This is a genomic window from Pseudoflavonifractor sp. MSJ-37 (genome assembly GCF_018917965.1).
Taxonomy (GTDB): Bacteria; Bacillota; Clostridia; order Oscillospirales; family Oscillospiraceae; genus Pseudoflavonifractor_A.
On record NZ_JAHLPP010000004.1, the window covers coordinates 1 to 14,850 of the forward strand.

The following is a 14,850-nucleotide window of genomic DNA, read 5'->3' on the forward strand; positions in this document are numbered from 1 at the left end:
CTTGGACTGGATGCCGCTCCCGTCCCGGAAGCCGTCGAAGAGCATGGCCCGTTTGAAGCCGGTGTACTTGCCCTCGTAGTCGTTTTGCAGGAGCAGGTTGTAGAGGTGATAGTTCAGATTCGCGTGGGCCTGCGCCAGCCCGCCCAGCGCCCCGTCGATCTTGGCCAGGTCCCCGTTGAAGTCCGTCCGCAGGAACGGGTCCCCCGGCTCCCACTGGTGGAGCTGATAGTGTTCGGTATGATTCGGCATATCCATTCCTCCTTGTGTTGGATGTGACCGGGGAGGAGATGGCCCGAACGGGACGGGGACGTCGGACGGAGGGGGGAGATGATGGGGAAAAAAGCAGGAAAAAAGCCGACACCCACAGGCGTGAGTGTCGGCTTTCTCATCTCAGATCGGACCGAGCGGAGGACCGCTTAGTACATGCCGCCCATGCCGGGATCGGCGGGCATAGCGGGCTTGGGGGGCTCGGGCTTGTCGGCCACCAGAGACTCGGTGGTCAGCAGGGTGGCGGCGATGGAAGCCGCGTTCTCCAGAGCGGAGCGGGTCACCTTGGTGGGATCCACGATACCGGCGGGGATCATGTCCACGTAGGTCTCGTTGTAGGCGTCGAAGCCGTAGCCGGCCTTGCCGGACTCACGGATCTTCTCCAGGACCACGGAGCCGTCGATGCCGGCGTTGGTGGCGATCTGCTTCACGGGCTCGGTCAGAGCCTTGGCGATGATCTGGACGCCGGTCTTCTCGTCGCCCTCGACCTCGCCGAGCAGCTTCTCGACGGCGGGGACAGCGTTGATATAGGCGGTGCCGCCGCCGGCCACGATGCCCTCTTCCACGGCGGCGCGGGTGGCGTTCAGAGCGTCCTCGATGCGGAGCTTCTTCTCCTTCATCTCGACCTCGGTGGCGGCGCCCACGCGGACGATGGCCACACCGCCGGCCAGCTTGGCCAGGCGCTCCTGCAGCTTCTCACGGTCGTAGTCGGAGGTGCTGATGGCCAGCTCGTTGCGGATCTGGTCCACACGGCCCTTGATGGCCTCCTTGGTGCCGGCGCCGTCCACGATGATGGTGTTCTCCTTCTGGACCTTCACCTGACGGGCCTTGCCCAGCATATCCAAGGTGGCGTCCTTCAGCTCATAGCCCAGATCGGAGGAGATCAGGGTGCCGCCGGTCAGGACGCAGATATCCTTCAGCATCTCCTTGCGGCGGTCGCCGAAGCCGGGGGCCTTGACGCAGGCCACGTTCAGGGTGCCGCGCAGCTTGTTGACGATCAGGGTGGACAGAGCCTCGCCCTCCACGTCGTCAGCCACGATCATCAGGGGCTTGCTGGTCTTGACGACCTGCTCCAGCACGGGCAGCAGCTCCTGGATGTTGGAGATCTTCTTATCGGTGACCAGGATGAAGGGATCGTCCAGGACGGCCTCCATCTTCTCGGTGTCGGTGACCATGTAGGGGGTGATGTAGCCGCGGTCGAACTGCATGCCCTCCACGACCTCGCTGTAGGTCTCGGCGGTCTTGGACTCCTCGACGGTGATGACGCCGTCGTGGGAGACCTTCTCCATGGCCTCGGCGATCAGCTTGCCGATGGTCTCGTCGCCGGAGGAGACGGCGCCCACGCGGGCGATGTCAGCGCTGCCGTTGACCTTCTGGCTGTTGGCCTTGATGGCCTCGATGGCGGCGGTGGTAGCCTTGGCGATGCCCTTCTTCATGACCATGGGGTTGGCGCCGGCGGCCAGGTTCTTCAGGCCCTCGCGGATGATGGCCTGAGCCAGCAGGGTGGCGGTGGTGGTGCCGTCGCCGGCCACGTCGTTGGTCTTGGTGGAGACTTCCTTCACCAGCTGGGCGCCCATGTTCTCAAAGGGGTCCTCCAGCTCGATCTCCTTGGCGATGGTCACGCCGTCGTTGGTGATGAGGGGAGCGCCGAACTTCTTGCCCAGGACGACGTTGCGGCCCTTGGGGCCCATAGTGATCTTGACGGTATCGGCGAGCTGGTTGACACCGCGCTCCAGAGCGTGACGGGCGTCCTCACCGTAGCAAATGATCTTAGCCATGATGGATTACCTCCAATATATCGAGTAAGTTTATGATATGGGATCGGGTCCGGCGGACGGTCCGTCCGCCGGGAGGGGGGGAGCGTCTTACTCCACCACGGCCAGGATGTCGCCCTGACGCACGATGGTGTACTCCACGCCCTCGATCTTGATCTGGGTGCCGGAGTACTTGCTGGTGATGACCTTGTCGCCGGGCTCCACGATCATATCGACTTCCTTGCCGTCGACCAGACCGCCGGGACCGACCTCGATGACCTCGGCCACTTCGGGCTTCTCCTTGGCGGCACCGGTCAGGATGATGCCACCCTTGGTGGTCTCCTCGGCCTCCACCATCTTCAGAACGACACGATCAGCCAAAGGCTTGAGTTTCATAATGGGTTCCTCCTTATATGTGATAAGTGTTCAAACGATATCGGGGTTTAGCACTCAAAAACTCGGAGTGCTAACACGCCTATTATAATAAACTGACTTGTTCGATTCTGCAAGCCCTATTTTTTTAAATTTCTGTGAATGTTTTTGGGAACACCGCAAAAGAATGATGAAAACTCGCTATATGTCATCCAATCTCTTTTTTTCTCGCGATATCTCGGAAATGAGGAAATAGACCGGTCGGTCTCGCGCTGCTCCGGCGGCCCGACCGGAGCATTTTTAGCAGAAAGACCGTCTGAGAGACAGGGAAAGCGGCCTTTTTGCAGAAAAGACATCAGAAGAGCGCAAAAAGGGGAGGACCGCGGAACGGTCCTCCCAGGGGGATGCGAAGATCACTTTTTGCCGGTGTACTGGAAGAGGTCGCATTTGAGCATGCCGTTGTAGAGCTTGCGGCGCTTGTCGGCCGTCCGGCCGAAGGTCCGCTCGAACTCCGTGTGGGAGGAGAGGACGGAGACCTTCCAGCCCTGCGGGAGCCCCCGGACGGTCTGGCCGAAGGCCCGGTAGAGCTCCTCGGCCTCCTTCTTCTCCATGATCCGCTCGCCATAAGGCGGGTTGGTGACGACGCGGCCGTAGGGCTCGTCCCGGTGGAAGCGGGTGGCGTCGGCCACCTCGAAGCGGACGCAGTCCTCCACGTCGGCCTTCACGGCGTTGCTCCGGGCGATCTCCACGGCGTAGGGATCGATGTCGCCGCCCCAGATGTCATAGTCCCCGTGGAACTCCTTGTCCATGGCCTCGTCCGCGGCGGCCATCCACAGCTTGGAGGGGAGCCAGTCCCACTTCTGGGCGGTGAAGGACCGGTTCAGGCCGGGGGCCCGGTTCCGGGCGATGAGGGCGGCCTCGATGGCGATGGTGCCGGAGCCGCAGAAGGGATCGCAGAAGGGATCCCGCCCCCGGTATTTGGACAGCATCACCATGGCGGCGGCCAGCGTCTCCCGCAGAGGAGCGGCCACGCCCACGGCCCGGTAGCCCCGCTTGTGCAGGCCGGGGCCGCAGGTGTCCAGCATGACGGTGACCTCGTCCTTGAGGATAGAGAACTGGATCTGGTGGAGCGCGCCGTCCTCCGGCAGGGTCTCCAGGCCATACTTGGCGCCCAGACGGGCGGCCACGGCTTTCTTCACGATGGACTGGCAGGCGGGCACCGACCGCAGAGCGGAGTTGAGAGAGTGGCCCTTCACGGGGAAGGCGCCGCCCTTGGGGATGAACCGCTCCCAGGGGAGGGCCCGGACCCCCTCGAAAAGGGCGTCGAAGTCGGCGGCGTAGAAGCGGCCCAGCACCACCAGCGCCCGCTCGCCGGTGCGCAGGCCCAGCAGGACCCGGGGGATGTCGGCGGGGGAGGCGGAACAGAAGACGCGGCCGTTCTCCGCGGCCACGCCGGACAGGTCCAGCCGGCGCAGCTCCTCCGCGGCCAGGCCCTCCAGACCGAAGAGGGTGGGGATGACGAGTTGAAGTGTATCCATAAAATGAGGCTCCGATCCGATGTTTGATTGAGATGGTACCATCAGTATATCCTATCCGGGCAGAAACGGCAACCGTTTCCGCCGTATGGGACCGTCCCGGGCGGCGGACATCGGGAACTTTACCGCTTTCAAACTGGATTTCTCGTGCCATGTATGATATCATAAAGAGGACCAAGACCGATGCCGGGGAGAGGAGGGACGGATCATGTGGTGGATCTTCTGGCTGGCTGCGCTGGTGCTCTTCCTGATCGTGGAGGGGCTGACGGTGGGATTGGTGTCCCTGTGGTTCGCGGTGGGGGCGCTGGCGGCGCTCCTGCTCTCACTGGCCGTGGAGAGCGTCTGGGTCCAGACGGCCGCGTTCCTGGCGGTGTCCGCCCTGTGTCTGGCGGGGGTGAGGCCCCTCCTGCGCCGGTGGATGGCCCCCGGAGCGCGGGCGGCCACCAATGCCGACCGCCTCATCGGACAGGAGGCCGTGGTCACAGAGACCATCGACGACCTGGCCGGGAAGGGTGCGGTGCAGGTGGAAGGCCAGACCTGGACGGCCCGGAGCGGCGGCGCACCGATCCCGCAGGGCGCCGTGGTCAAGATCCTGCGCATCGAAGGCGTGAAGCTCTATGTCGCGCCCGATGTCCCCGTATCCCGACCGAACTGACCGAGCGAAGAAGAAGGAGGAACTGATATGCCTGTGCCTATGATCGTCCTGACCATCCTCATCATCCTGATCCTGCTGATCCTGGCGGTGAACCTGAAATTCGTCCCCCAGTCCAAAGCCTATATCATCGAGCGCCTGGGTGCCTTCCATGCGGTGTGGGGCGTGGGCCCCCACTTCAAGATCCCCTTCATCGAGCGGGTGGCCAAGGCCGTCTCCCTGAAGGAGCAGGTGGTAGATTTCGCCCCCCAGCCTGTCATCACCAAGGACAACGTGACCATGCAGATCGACACGGTGATCTACTTCCAGATCACCGACCCCAAGCTCTACACCTACGGCGTGGAGCACCCCATGAGCGCCATCGAGAACCTGACCGCCACCACCCTGCGCAACATCATCGGCGATCTGGAGCTGGACCAGTCCCTGACCAGCCGGGACCACATCAACACCCAGATGCGGTCTATCCTGGATGAGGCCACCGACCCCTGGGGCATCAAGGTGAACCGGGTGGAGCTGAAGAACATCATCCCGCCCCGGGATATCCAGGACTCCATGGAGAAGCAGATGCGGGCCGAGCGGGAGCGCCGTGAGGCGATCCTCCAGGCCCAGGGCCAGAAGGAGTCCCAGATCCTGGTGGCCGAGGGTGAGAAGCAGGCCGCCATCCTCCGGGCCGACGCCTCCAAGCAGGCCGCCATCCTGGAGGCCGAGGGCAAGGCGGAAGCCATCCTCAAGGTCCAGAAGGCTATGGCCGACTCTCTGGAGATGCTGAACAAGGCCGACCCCAGCGATCAGGTGGTGAAGATCAAGGCGCTGGAGGCTTTCCAGGCCGCCGCCGACGGCAAGGCCACCAAGATCATCATCCCCAGCGAGATCCAGGGCCTGGCGGGCCTGTGTGCCAGCGCCAAGAGCGTCTTTGACGGCATGGAGCCCGACAAGGCAAAGACGGAGCAGTAAGACAGCGTGTCGGACACGTCCGGCATGCGGAGTCCCCCGCCGCGGTGCGGCGGGGGACTTTTTGCGGAGGAGGGATGGACATGGAGACGGCGCGGAGAGGGAACTGGCCCGGACGGGTCTGCTATGCCCTGGCCGGGGGACTGATCGGCGTGTTCTTGGCGGTGCGTCTGGGGGCGTTCCTGTACCAGTTCCGGGAGCTGGCCCTGCCGCTGGGCGGGCTTCTGCTCCTGAGCCCGGTGCTGGCCCTCCTGGGGGCGGTCCTGGCTCCGGCCGTGGAGGACTGGCTGGCGGAGCGGGCCTTCGGCGGCCGGCGGTGGAGCTGGGCGGTCTGCGCCCTTTCGGTGCTGGCCTGCCTCCACTGGCGGGGGCTGACGCTGGACAGCGCCGTGGCCGGGGGCGGCCTCGTCCTGCGCCGGGGACTGAGCCTGGCGGCTCTGCTGGGCGGCGGGCTCCTGCTGGGGATCTTCCTGCTCCATCTGTCCTTCGCACTGTGGGAGTGCCTTCCCGGAGCGCGGCGGTGGCTGGCCGGGCTGGAACGGCGGGACTGGCTGACCGTGCTGGGCCTGTGGCTCCTCGTCAACGCGGCGGTGTTCGCCTACGCCAAGGGGAGCGCCACCATCTACAGCTGGGACGCGGCCATCTACTGGAGGCGGACCTATGCCCTGGCGGAGACGTTCCGGGATGAGGGCATCGGGGCGGCCCTGCGGGATATCTGGGATTCGATCTTCACCACCGACTACAACGATACGATCGGGCTCCTGTGTGTGCCCTTCGCCCTGCTGTTTGGCCCCTCCCGGCTGGTGTATCTCATGTCGGTGGGGAACTTCTGCCTCTTCCCCATGCTCCTGCTGATGTGGGGATATGCCCGGAGCCTGCGGCGGCCGGGGCTGTGGCCGGCCCTGGCCGGGATCGGAGCCCTGCCCTCCCTGTTTTACACATCTGTCACGGGATATGTGGACATCGCCGGGGCGGCGGTGGGGACGGCGGCCCTCCTGCTCCATCTGAAGGAGCCGGGGAGAGGACGGTTCTCCCGGTATCTGCTGATCGGCCTGCTGGCGGCGCTGGCCGTGGTCCTGCGCCGGTGGTATGCGTTCTACGCGCTGGCCCTCCTGCTGACGACTGCGGTGGATGCCGCGGCGTTCCGGCGGTCCCTCGCGCCGGTGCTGGGCTATCTCAGCGGCTTCGGCTTCCCGCTCCTGTTCTTCCTCCAGACCTTCGTATCCAGGCGCCTGCTGGCCAACTATGCCCAGATGTACGCCGCCTATGATCTGGGCCTGGGGGTGGATGTGCGGATGCTCTTCCGGTACTATGGGGCCGTACCGCTGATCCTGTTGACGGCGCTGGGGCTATGGCTCTGCCGGAGGCGGGAGGACCGGCCGGCGGCGGTGTCTCTCCTGCTGGAGCCGGTGCTGTGCTTCCTGATCTTCGTCCGGGTGCAGTCCCATGGACAGCAGCACCTCCTGCTCTATGCCCCGGCCCTGGCCTGCCTGACGATCCTGGGGATCCACCGTCTGGCGGAGCTGGGGCGGCCCGGACGGCTGGCCGCGGCGGCGCTGGTGCTGCCCACGTTCCTGAGTCCAGCCCTGCCCCGGACCCAGAGCGGGATCATCCAGGACTACCCCCTGTGGATCCCGTATCCCAACTTCTCCTACGCTCCGCCCCGGCGGGCCGACGCCGATGAGATGGTGGAGCTGATCCGGCGGCTGGACCGCTTCGGGGAGGAGGGGGAGACTGTGGGCCTGCTGGCCTCCTCGTTCACGCTGAACCGGAGCGCGCTGGTGAATGCGGAGGACTCTCTGGGCCTCCCCCGGACCTCTGACGCGGACCGGAGCGCCTATCTGATCGACCTGCCGGCGGTGGACCAGCGGGACGGCTTCTCCGCCGCTCTGTACGACTGCGATATCCTGGCGGCGGCCGACCCGATCCAGCTCCACCTGGCGCGGGAGGACCAGCAGGTGGTCTGGGCCCCGGCGGAACAGCTCCTCACCGGAACGGGGATCGCCGCCGCCTACGAGGAGCTGGACGAGCCCTTCGTGCTGGAGGCCGACGGCATCACGGTCCGGTTCTTCCGAAAAGTCCGTCCGCTCAGCCACGCCGAGATGCAGTCCTTGGCGGATCAGATCCATATGGTCCATCCGGACATGGCCATCCCCACTTGGCCCTCCTGAGGGATAGGGCGGGATGGGATCGGGAAGGATGGATCGAAGATAGACGGCGGGCGGAGGGGTGTGATATAATACCATATCGCACTCCCCGTTGAGAGGCGGCATCCCATCCACGCGTCATGCCCGGGCGGGATCCGCCCGGGCATTCGTTATTCCGAACTGTAGAAAGCGAGCGTATCATCACCATGAGTATCACTACACGCATTTGGATCGCGGGCGCGGGCGGCCGGCTGGGGTCGGCCCTGTGCCGTCGGTTCGACCGAAACATCGCCTATAAGCTGGTGACCAGCGACCGGGACCTGCCGGTGGAGGACAGCCGGGAGATCGGCCGCTTCGCCGATCTGAACCACCCGGACGTGATCATCAACTGCGCCGGCCTCACCGATGTGCATCTCTGTGAGGAGAAGCCGGAGGAGGCCTATAAGGTCAACGCCATCGGCGCCCGCAATCTGGCGGTGGCCGCCCGGCGGATCGACGCCAAGCTGATCCAGATCTCCACCGACGACGTGTTCGACGGCACCGGGGACGCGCCCCTGTGTGAGTTCGATGACGCCCACCCGGTGACCATGTACGGCAGGAGCAAATACGCCGGCGAGAGGCTCGTCGGAGAGCTCACCGACAAGCACGTGATCGTCCGGTCCTCCTGGCTGTACGGCGCGGGAGCGGACGACTTCATCACCCGGGTCATGGATGCCGCCGCCCGGGACAGCGTGGTCCGGCTGGCGGAGGATGAGATCTCCACGCCCACCTCGGCGGAGGCTCTGGCGGGCTTCATCGACTGCCTGATCCACTCCCGGGAGTTCGGCCTGTACCACGCCTCCTGCGAGGGCGGGTGTTCCCGGAGCGAGTACGCCCGGGAGATCCTGCGGCTGGCGGGCATGGAGGACGTGCCCGTGGTGGTGGAGGAGGGGACCGGCGCACGGGTCCTGCGCCCCCGCTATACCCTTCTGGACAACATGATGCTCCGGATCACCGGCCTCTACCGAATGCCGGACTGGAAGGCGGCCCTCCGGGACCACTTCGGGCATCGGACCGGGGGAGGGAAGCACTGATGGAAGAGACAGGCAAGAAAACGATCGGCCTCACCACGCAGATCTTCCTGGCCCTGCTGGGCGGCGCGGTGACGGGAATCCTGCTGTACTTCTTCGCAGGGGAGTCCGCCTTCGTGCAGGACGTGCTGGTGGACGGCGTGTTCTATGTGGTGGGCCAGGGCTTCATCCGGCTGATGCAGATGCTGGTGGTGCCTCTGGTGTTCTGCTCTCTGATCTGCGGCGCCGCCGCTATCGGCGACAGCCAGGCCCTGGGCAAGATCGGCGTCAGGACCATCGGCTTCTATCTGGCCACCACCATGCTGGCGGTGGCGGTGGCCCTGACGGTGGGCATGGTCATCCGGCCGGGCCTGGGGTTGGATATGTCCGCGATCCAAACGGTGGAGACTGCGGCGCCAAAGGAGAAGGTCAGCTTCGCCGAGACCCTGCTGAACATCATCCCCCAAAACCCGATCGCCTCGCTGGCCCAGGGAGAGATGCTCCAGGTCATCGTGTTCGCCCTGATCGTGGGCGTGATCCTGGCCAAGCTTCAGGACAAGGTCCAGATGGTGACGAACTTCTTCCAGCAGTTCAACGACATCATGATGGAGATGACCATGATGGTCATGGCGCTGGCGCCCGTCGGCGTGTTCTGTCTGATCGCCCGGACCTTCTCCGGCCTGGGGTTCGACGCCATGATCCCCATGTTCAAGTATATGGCGTCGGTGCTGATCGCCCTGGCCCTCCAGTGCTGCGGCGTGTACCAGATCCTGCTGAAGGTGTTCACCGGCCTCTCGCCGGTCCGGTTCCTGAAGAAGATGGCGCCGGTGATGAGCTTCGCCTTCTCCACGGCCACCTCCACCGCCACGATCCCCATGAACATCGACACCCTGGAGGAGAAGGTGGGCGTCTCCCGCCGGATCTCCTCCTTCACGATCCCGCTGGGCGCCACGATCAACATGGACGGTACCTCCATCATGCAGGGCGTGGCGGTGGTGTTCGTGGCTCAGGCCTTCGGCATCACGCTGACGCCGGTGGACCTGTTGACCGTGATCGCCACGGCCACACTGGCGTCGATCGGCACGGCGGGCATCCCGTCGGTGGGCCTAGTGACGCTGGCCATGGTGTTCGACTCGGTGGGCCTGCCCACAGAGGGCATCGGCCTCATCATGGGGATCGACCGGATCCTGGACATGGCCCGCACGGCGGTGAACATCACCGGCGACGCGGTGTGTACCACCATCGTGGCCCATCAGGACGGAACGCTGGACAAAGAAGTGTTCCGCAGAGACTGAGGGACCGCCGCATATCCGGCTGACCGACAGCGGGAAGAGGACAGAGGCCGCTCTGGCGGCCGGACCGAGGGTACGGCCCTCAGGATGGGAGACAGCATGATCGAACGACTCATCAGACGTTTCATACAGGAACCGGACCGGACGAAGGACCCCCGGGTGCGGGAGCAGTACGGACTGCTCTCCGGCGGGGTAGGCATCTTCCTCAACCTGCTCCTCTCCGGCGGAAAATTCTGCGCGGGGCTCCTGACCGGATCCGTGTCCATCACGGCGGATGCCTTCAACAACCTGTCCGACGCGGGCTCTTCGGTCGTGACCCTAGTGGGCTTCCGGCTGGCGGGACAGAGGGCCGATGACGAACATCCCTTCGGCCACGGTCGGATCGAGTATCTGGCGGGCCTGCTGGTGTCTCTCCTGATCCTGGTGGTGGGCGTGGAGCTGGGCTGGTCCTCCCTTCAGAAGATCCTCCACCCGGAGGCGGTCCGCTTCTCGGCGATGTCGGTGGGGATCCTGTTGGCCTCCATCGCCGTCAAGCTGTGGATGTGCCGATTCAACCGCTATCTCTCCAAAAAGCTGGAGTCGGCGGCCATGGCGGCCACGGCTCTGGACTCCCTGTCCGACGCGGTGGCCACCACGGCGGTCCTGCTGGCGGCAGTGGCGGGTCAGTTCACCTCCATCCCAGTGGACGGCTGGGCGGGCCTGCTGGTGTCGGCGTTCATCCTCCGGGGCGGCTGGCAGGCGGCCAGAGATACGGTGGATCCCCTCCTGGGCCAGAGCACCGATGAAGCCCTGACGGAGGAGATCCGGTCGATCGTCCTCTCCCACCCTCAGGTGGTGGGGATGCATGACCTGATCATCCACGATTACGGCCCGGGCCGGACCATGATGTCCTTCCACGCGGAGGTGGCCCGGGATGCCCGGCTGGTGGAGATCCACGAGGCGGTGGATCACATCGAGCGGGAGCTGAAAGACCGGCTGGGCATCGAGACCGTGATCCACATCGACCCGGTGGCGGCGGATGACGCCGCCACGGACCGGTGCCGTGCGCTGGTGGAAGAGGCCGTGCGGGCCGTGGCTCCCGAGCTGACCCTCCATGACTTCCAGTGTATGGCCTGCGGGGACCATACCGATGTATCCTTCGACGTAGTGGCCCCCCATAAATTGGCCGTGGACGACGATACGCTGACCTCTATGATCCTCCAGCGGATCCAGGCGGCGGACCCCAGATGCTATGCGGTGATCCAGATCGACCGGGCCTGACAGACCGAGATGGCCCGGCGTCGTTCACAGAATGTACACCCGTTCCGAGGAAAACGGGTGTATGATATCGAAACAGATATGACCTGATACAGAGGAAAGGAAGGAAAGTCCTATGGCAACGAAGGTCCTGATCGTGGAAGATGAGACCAACATTGCGGAGCTCCTCCATCTCTATCTGGAGAAAGAGGGCTTCGAGACCGCAGTCGCGCCGGACGGCGGCAAGGCAGTGGAGCTGTTCCGCTCCTTCCGGCCGGATCTGGTCCTGCTGGACATCATGCTGCCCGTCATGGACGGCTGGTCCGTCCTGAAGAAGATCCGGGAGAACGACAAGACCCCGGTCATCATGCTCACCGCCAAGGGCGAGACCGACGACAAGGTCAACGGGCTGGAGATGGGCGCGGACGACTACATCGTCAAGCCCTTCGAGATGAAGGAGGTCCTGGCCCGGATCCACGCGGTCCTCCGCCGCTTCGGAGCGGAGGAGAACAACGGGGAGAAGAAGCTCTCCTTCGACAAGCTGACCATCGACCTGGACTCCTATGAGCTGCGGGTGGACGGCAAGCGGGTGGACACGCCGCCTAAGGAGCTGGAGCTCCTCTACCATCTGGCCTCCGCCCCCAACCGGGTGTTCACCCGGAACCAGCTCCTGGATGAGGTGTGGGGCTTCGACTACTTCGGTGACTCCCGCACCGTGGACGTACATATCAAGCGCCTGCGGGAGAAGCTGGAAGGCGTCAGCGACCAGTGGAGCCTCAAGACGGTCTGGGGCGTGGGCTATAAATTCGAGGTCGTGAACTCCTGATGAAAAGCATCTACGGACGACAGTTCTCCATGATGGCAGCCATCATCCTGACCTCCTTCCTGCTCCTGGGCATCTCCTTCATCGCCCTGACCTACCGCTATACCATCTCGGAGAAGCAGGATGCCATGGCCCGGAATGCCGATTTCATCGCGGAGTTCACCAGCGCCATGGCCGCCAGCGGGGGGAGCCTCCAGGATTCCTCCTACAAAGCCTATGTCAGCTCGATCGCCAGCATCTCAGACATCTATGTGCTCATCTGCCGCACCGACGGGCGGGTCCAGCTCTACTCCACCGGTTCCATCCGGGACGGAATGGCGGCCCCCGCAGTGCCCGCCGCCATCTGCGACACCGTCAGCGAGAGCGGCAGCTACAGCGGCCTCACCGATCTGGGCGGCATCTTCCAGGAGCGGCGCTATGTGGCCGGCCGGGCGGTGGTGCAGAGCGACTTCACCGGACACACCTATGAGACCAACCTGATCTTCGTGGCGGCCAACAGCTCCAGCCTCACCGAGCTGTGGCGGGCGGTGGCCACCATCTTCCTGTTCACGGCGGTGGTGGTGCTGTGCGTGGCCTTCATCGGCAGCTCCGTCACATCCCTCCACCAGACGAGGCCCATGAAGGAGATCGCCGACGCGGCCCGGAAATTCGGACATGGAGAATTCGACGCCCGGGTCACGGGCTATGAGGACCGGAAGGACGAGATCGGCGAGCTGGCCGAGGCCTTCAATACCATGGCCGAGTCACTGGCCAAGTCGGAGGCCAAGCGCAGTGAGTTCATCGCCAACGTATCTCATGAGCTCAAGACCCCCATGACCACCATCGCCGGCTTTGCCGACGGTATCCTGGATGGTACCATCCCGCCGGAGCGGGAGAAGGAGTACCTCAAGACGATCTCCTCCGAGACCCGGCGGCTGTCCCGGCTGGTGCGGCGGATGCTGGACCTGTCCCGCCTCCAGTCCAAGGAGAACGTGACCGCGCAGGAGCAGTTCGACGTCTCCGAGGTCATGCTCCGGGTGCTGGTGAGTCTGGAGACCAAGATCAATGCCCGGCATCTGGACGTGGACACCCACCTGCCCGAGGGGCCGGTGACCGTATGGGGCGATCCGGACGCGATCACCCAAGTGTGCTACAACCTGCTGGATAACGCCATCAAATTCTCCGCCGAGGGGACCACCATGGGGATCGGCATCGTCACCAAGGGCGGAAAGGCCTATGTGTCGGTGCGCAACACCGGCGAGACCATCCCGCCGGAGGAGCTGGCCCTCCTCTTCGACCGCTTCCACAAGTCGGACCGCTCCCGCAGCATGGACCGGGAGGGCGTGGGCCTGGGGCTCTATATCGTCAAGACCATCCTGGGGAACCACAAGGAGAACATCACCGTCACCAGCGAGGACGGCGTGACCGAGTTCACCTTCACCCTGACTCTGGCATAAGGAGAGGGCACTATGCACAGCTACTATTTCGACCGGCCGGACCTGGAGACGGCGGGGCCTTCCGCCTCCGCTCCGGTCCCTCCGCCCCCGGAGGCCCCTCTGCGGCGGACTGCTCCGCCGCCCCGGCGCCCGCCCTGCCCCGTGGTGCGGCGGAGGCCCGGCGGTCCGAAGCGCCGCCGGGCAGTGCTGGTCCTGGCGGCGTTCCTGACCGTCACGCTGGGCGGGAGCGCGCTCCTGCTGGCCCTGGGGCTCAGCGGCTTCCTGCCGGGGACGATCACCACGCTCCCGGCGGACATCCCCGTGGGTCCGGCGGAGAGCCAGACGCCGGAGACCACCGTGGCCCGGGCCCCCGCCGGAGAGGGGACGCCGCTGACACTGGCCGCGCAGACGGGACGACAGGAGCTGACGCCCCGGCAGATCTATCAGAAGGTGCTCCCTTCTGTCGTCAGCGTCCAGAGCACCGTGCCCAAGGGCGTGTCTCAGGGCACGGGCATCATCCTCAGCGGGGACGGGTACATCCTGACCAACCACCACGTGATCGAAGGGGCCTCCACGGTACAGGTAGAACGCCTGGACGGCGGCGGAGCCTATGACGCCCGGCTGGTGGGGAGCGATGCCAAGACGGATCTGGCCGTGCTCAAGGTGGAGGCTCAGGGCCTGCTCCCGGCGGAGTTCGGGGACTCCGAACTCTTGCAGGTGGGGGATCCGGCCTATGCCATCGGAAACCCCTTGGGGGCACAGCTCCCGGGGACCATGACTGAGGGGATCGTGTCCTATCTGGACCGGACCATCCCGGTGGACGGCAATACCATGACCCTGATCCAGACCGACGCCGCCCTGAACTCCGGCAACTCCGGAGGCGCGCTGGTCAACGCCTATGGACAGGTGGTGGGCATCACCACCCTAAAGATGCGTTCCGAGTTCAATACGATCGAGGGCCTGGGCTTCGCCATCCCCTCCGCCACCGTGAAGGAGATCGGCGACCAGCTCATGGCGCAGGGCCATGTGACGGGCCGTCCGGTGCTGGGCATCACAGCCGGCCCTTCCGCCGCCTACGGGAATGGGACGGACCTGCCGGAGGGGCTCTATGTGGCCAGTGTGGACCCGGGGTCGGACGCCTGGGCCAAGGGACTCCGGGAGGGGGACGTGATCTGTGCCGCCAACGGCTGCCCGACCCCTGACATTGCGGCCCTCAACGCCCAGAAGGCAGGGCTGGCCGCGGGGGACACGCTCACGCTGACCGTCTGGCGGGACGGCGCGGAGTGGACCCTCACCGTGGCGCTGATCGAGGAGTGGACCTTGTCCCAGTAAAAGAAGAAAAAGGGGACGATCGTGT

The 14,850-nt window shown here is 65.0% G+C and carries 12 protein-coding genes and 1 pseudogene; 9 read left to right on the forward strand and 4 right to left on the reverse strand.

Translation table 11 applies throughout. The features are described 5' to 3' along the window. The 4 genes and pseudogenes from KQI12_RS08800 to KQI12_RS08815 form a co-directional block, all read right to left on the reverse strand. Positions 1–249: pseudogene (locus KQI12_RS08800) on the reverse strand (hypothetical protein); the annotation flags it as partial. Positions 250–416: 167 nt separating this feature from the next. Beyond that, entirely contained in the window at positions 417–2,045 is a 1,629-nt protein-coding gene (gene groL, locus KQI12_RS08805) for a chaperonin GroEL (protein ID WP_216572589.1), read from the reverse strand. An 87-nt stretch (positions 2,046–2,132) separates the two neighbouring features. Further along, on the reverse strand, positions 2,133–2,417 hold the full coding sequence (gene groES / locus KQI12_RS08810) for a co-chaperone GroES (RefSeq protein ID WP_216572590.1): 285 nt from the start codon (positions 2,415–2,417) through the stop codon (positions 2,133–2,135). Positions 2,418–2,806: 389 nt separating this feature from the next. Then, the gene (locus tag KQI12_RS08815; RefSeq protein ID WP_216572591.1) at positions 2,807–3,931 is read right to left on the reverse strand and encodes a class I SAM-dependent RNA methyltransferase; all 1,125 of its coding nucleotides are present in this window, start codon (positions 3,929–3,931) and stop codon (positions 2,807–2,809) included. Positions 3,932–4,136: 205 nt separating this feature from the next. On the opposite strand from KQI12_RS08815, the gene KQI12_RS08820 reads away from it, so the two are divergent. From KQI12_RS08820 to KQI12_RS08860, 9 genes are all read left to right on the forward strand, one after another. Next, positions 4,137–4,583: an NfeD family protein gene (locus KQI12_RS08820; protein WP_216572592.1), complete on the forward strand. Its 447-nt coding sequence runs from the start codon at positions 4,137–4,139 to the stop codon at positions 4,581–4,583. A 27-nt stretch (positions 4,584–4,610) separates the two neighbouring features. After that, positions 4,611–5,534 carry an SPFH domain-containing protein gene (locus tag KQI12_RS08825; RefSeq protein ID WP_216572593.1) on the forward strand — a complete coding sequence of 308 codons (924 nt, stop codon included), beginning with the start codon at positions 4,611–4,613 and terminating at the stop codon, positions 5,532–5,534. An 80-nt stretch (positions 5,535–5,614) separates the two neighbouring features. Further along, positions 5,615–7,702, forward strand: a complete 2,088-nt coding sequence (locus tag KQI12_RS08830; protein ID WP_216572594.1) for a hypothetical protein — start codon at positions 5,615–5,617, stop codon at positions 7,700–7,702. Positions 7,703–7,884: 182 nt separating this feature from the next. Next, positions 7,885–8,751: a dTDP-4-dehydrorhamnose reductase gene (gene rfbD / locus KQI12_RS08835; RefSeq protein WP_216572595.1), complete on the forward strand. Its 867-nt coding sequence runs from the start codon at positions 7,885–7,887 to the stop codon at positions 8,749–8,751. After that, entirely contained in the window at positions 8,751–10,022 is a 1,272-nt protein-coding gene (locus tag KQI12_RS08840; protein WP_216572596.1) for a dicarboxylate/amino acid:cation symporter, read from the forward strand. The genes rfbD and KQI12_RS08840 overlap by 1 nt, the downstream gene beginning before the upstream one ends. 96 nt (positions 10,023–10,118) lie before the next feature. Continuing rightward, positions 10,119–11,279: a cation diffusion facilitator family transporter gene (locus KQI12_RS08845; protein WP_216572597.1), complete on the forward strand. Its 1,161-nt coding sequence runs from the start codon at positions 10,119–10,121 to the stop codon at positions 11,277–11,279. 112 nt (positions 11,280–11,391) lie between these two features. Beyond that, a complete protein-coding gene (locus KQI12_RS08850; RefSeq protein ID WP_216572598.1) occupies positions 11,392–12,081 on the forward strand; it encodes a response regulator transcription factor in 690 nt (229 codons plus the stop codon). Continuing rightward, positions 12,081–13,514 carry a cell wall metabolism sensor histidine kinase WalK gene (locus tag KQI12_RS08855; protein ID WP_216572599.1) on the forward strand — a complete coding sequence of 478 codons (1,434 nt, stop codon included), beginning with the start codon at positions 12,081–12,083 and terminating at the stop codon, positions 13,512–13,514. Before KQI12_RS08850 ends, KQI12_RS08855 begins: the two co-directional genes overlap by 1 nt. A gap of 12 nt (positions 13,515–13,526) precedes the next feature. After that, complete coding sequence (locus KQI12_RS08860; protein WP_216572600.1) at positions 13,527–14,825, forward strand: S1C family serine protease; 1,299 nt, start codon at positions 13,527–13,529, stop codon at positions 14,823–14,825. The last annotated feature ends 25 nt before the right edge of the window (positions 14,826–14,850 follow it).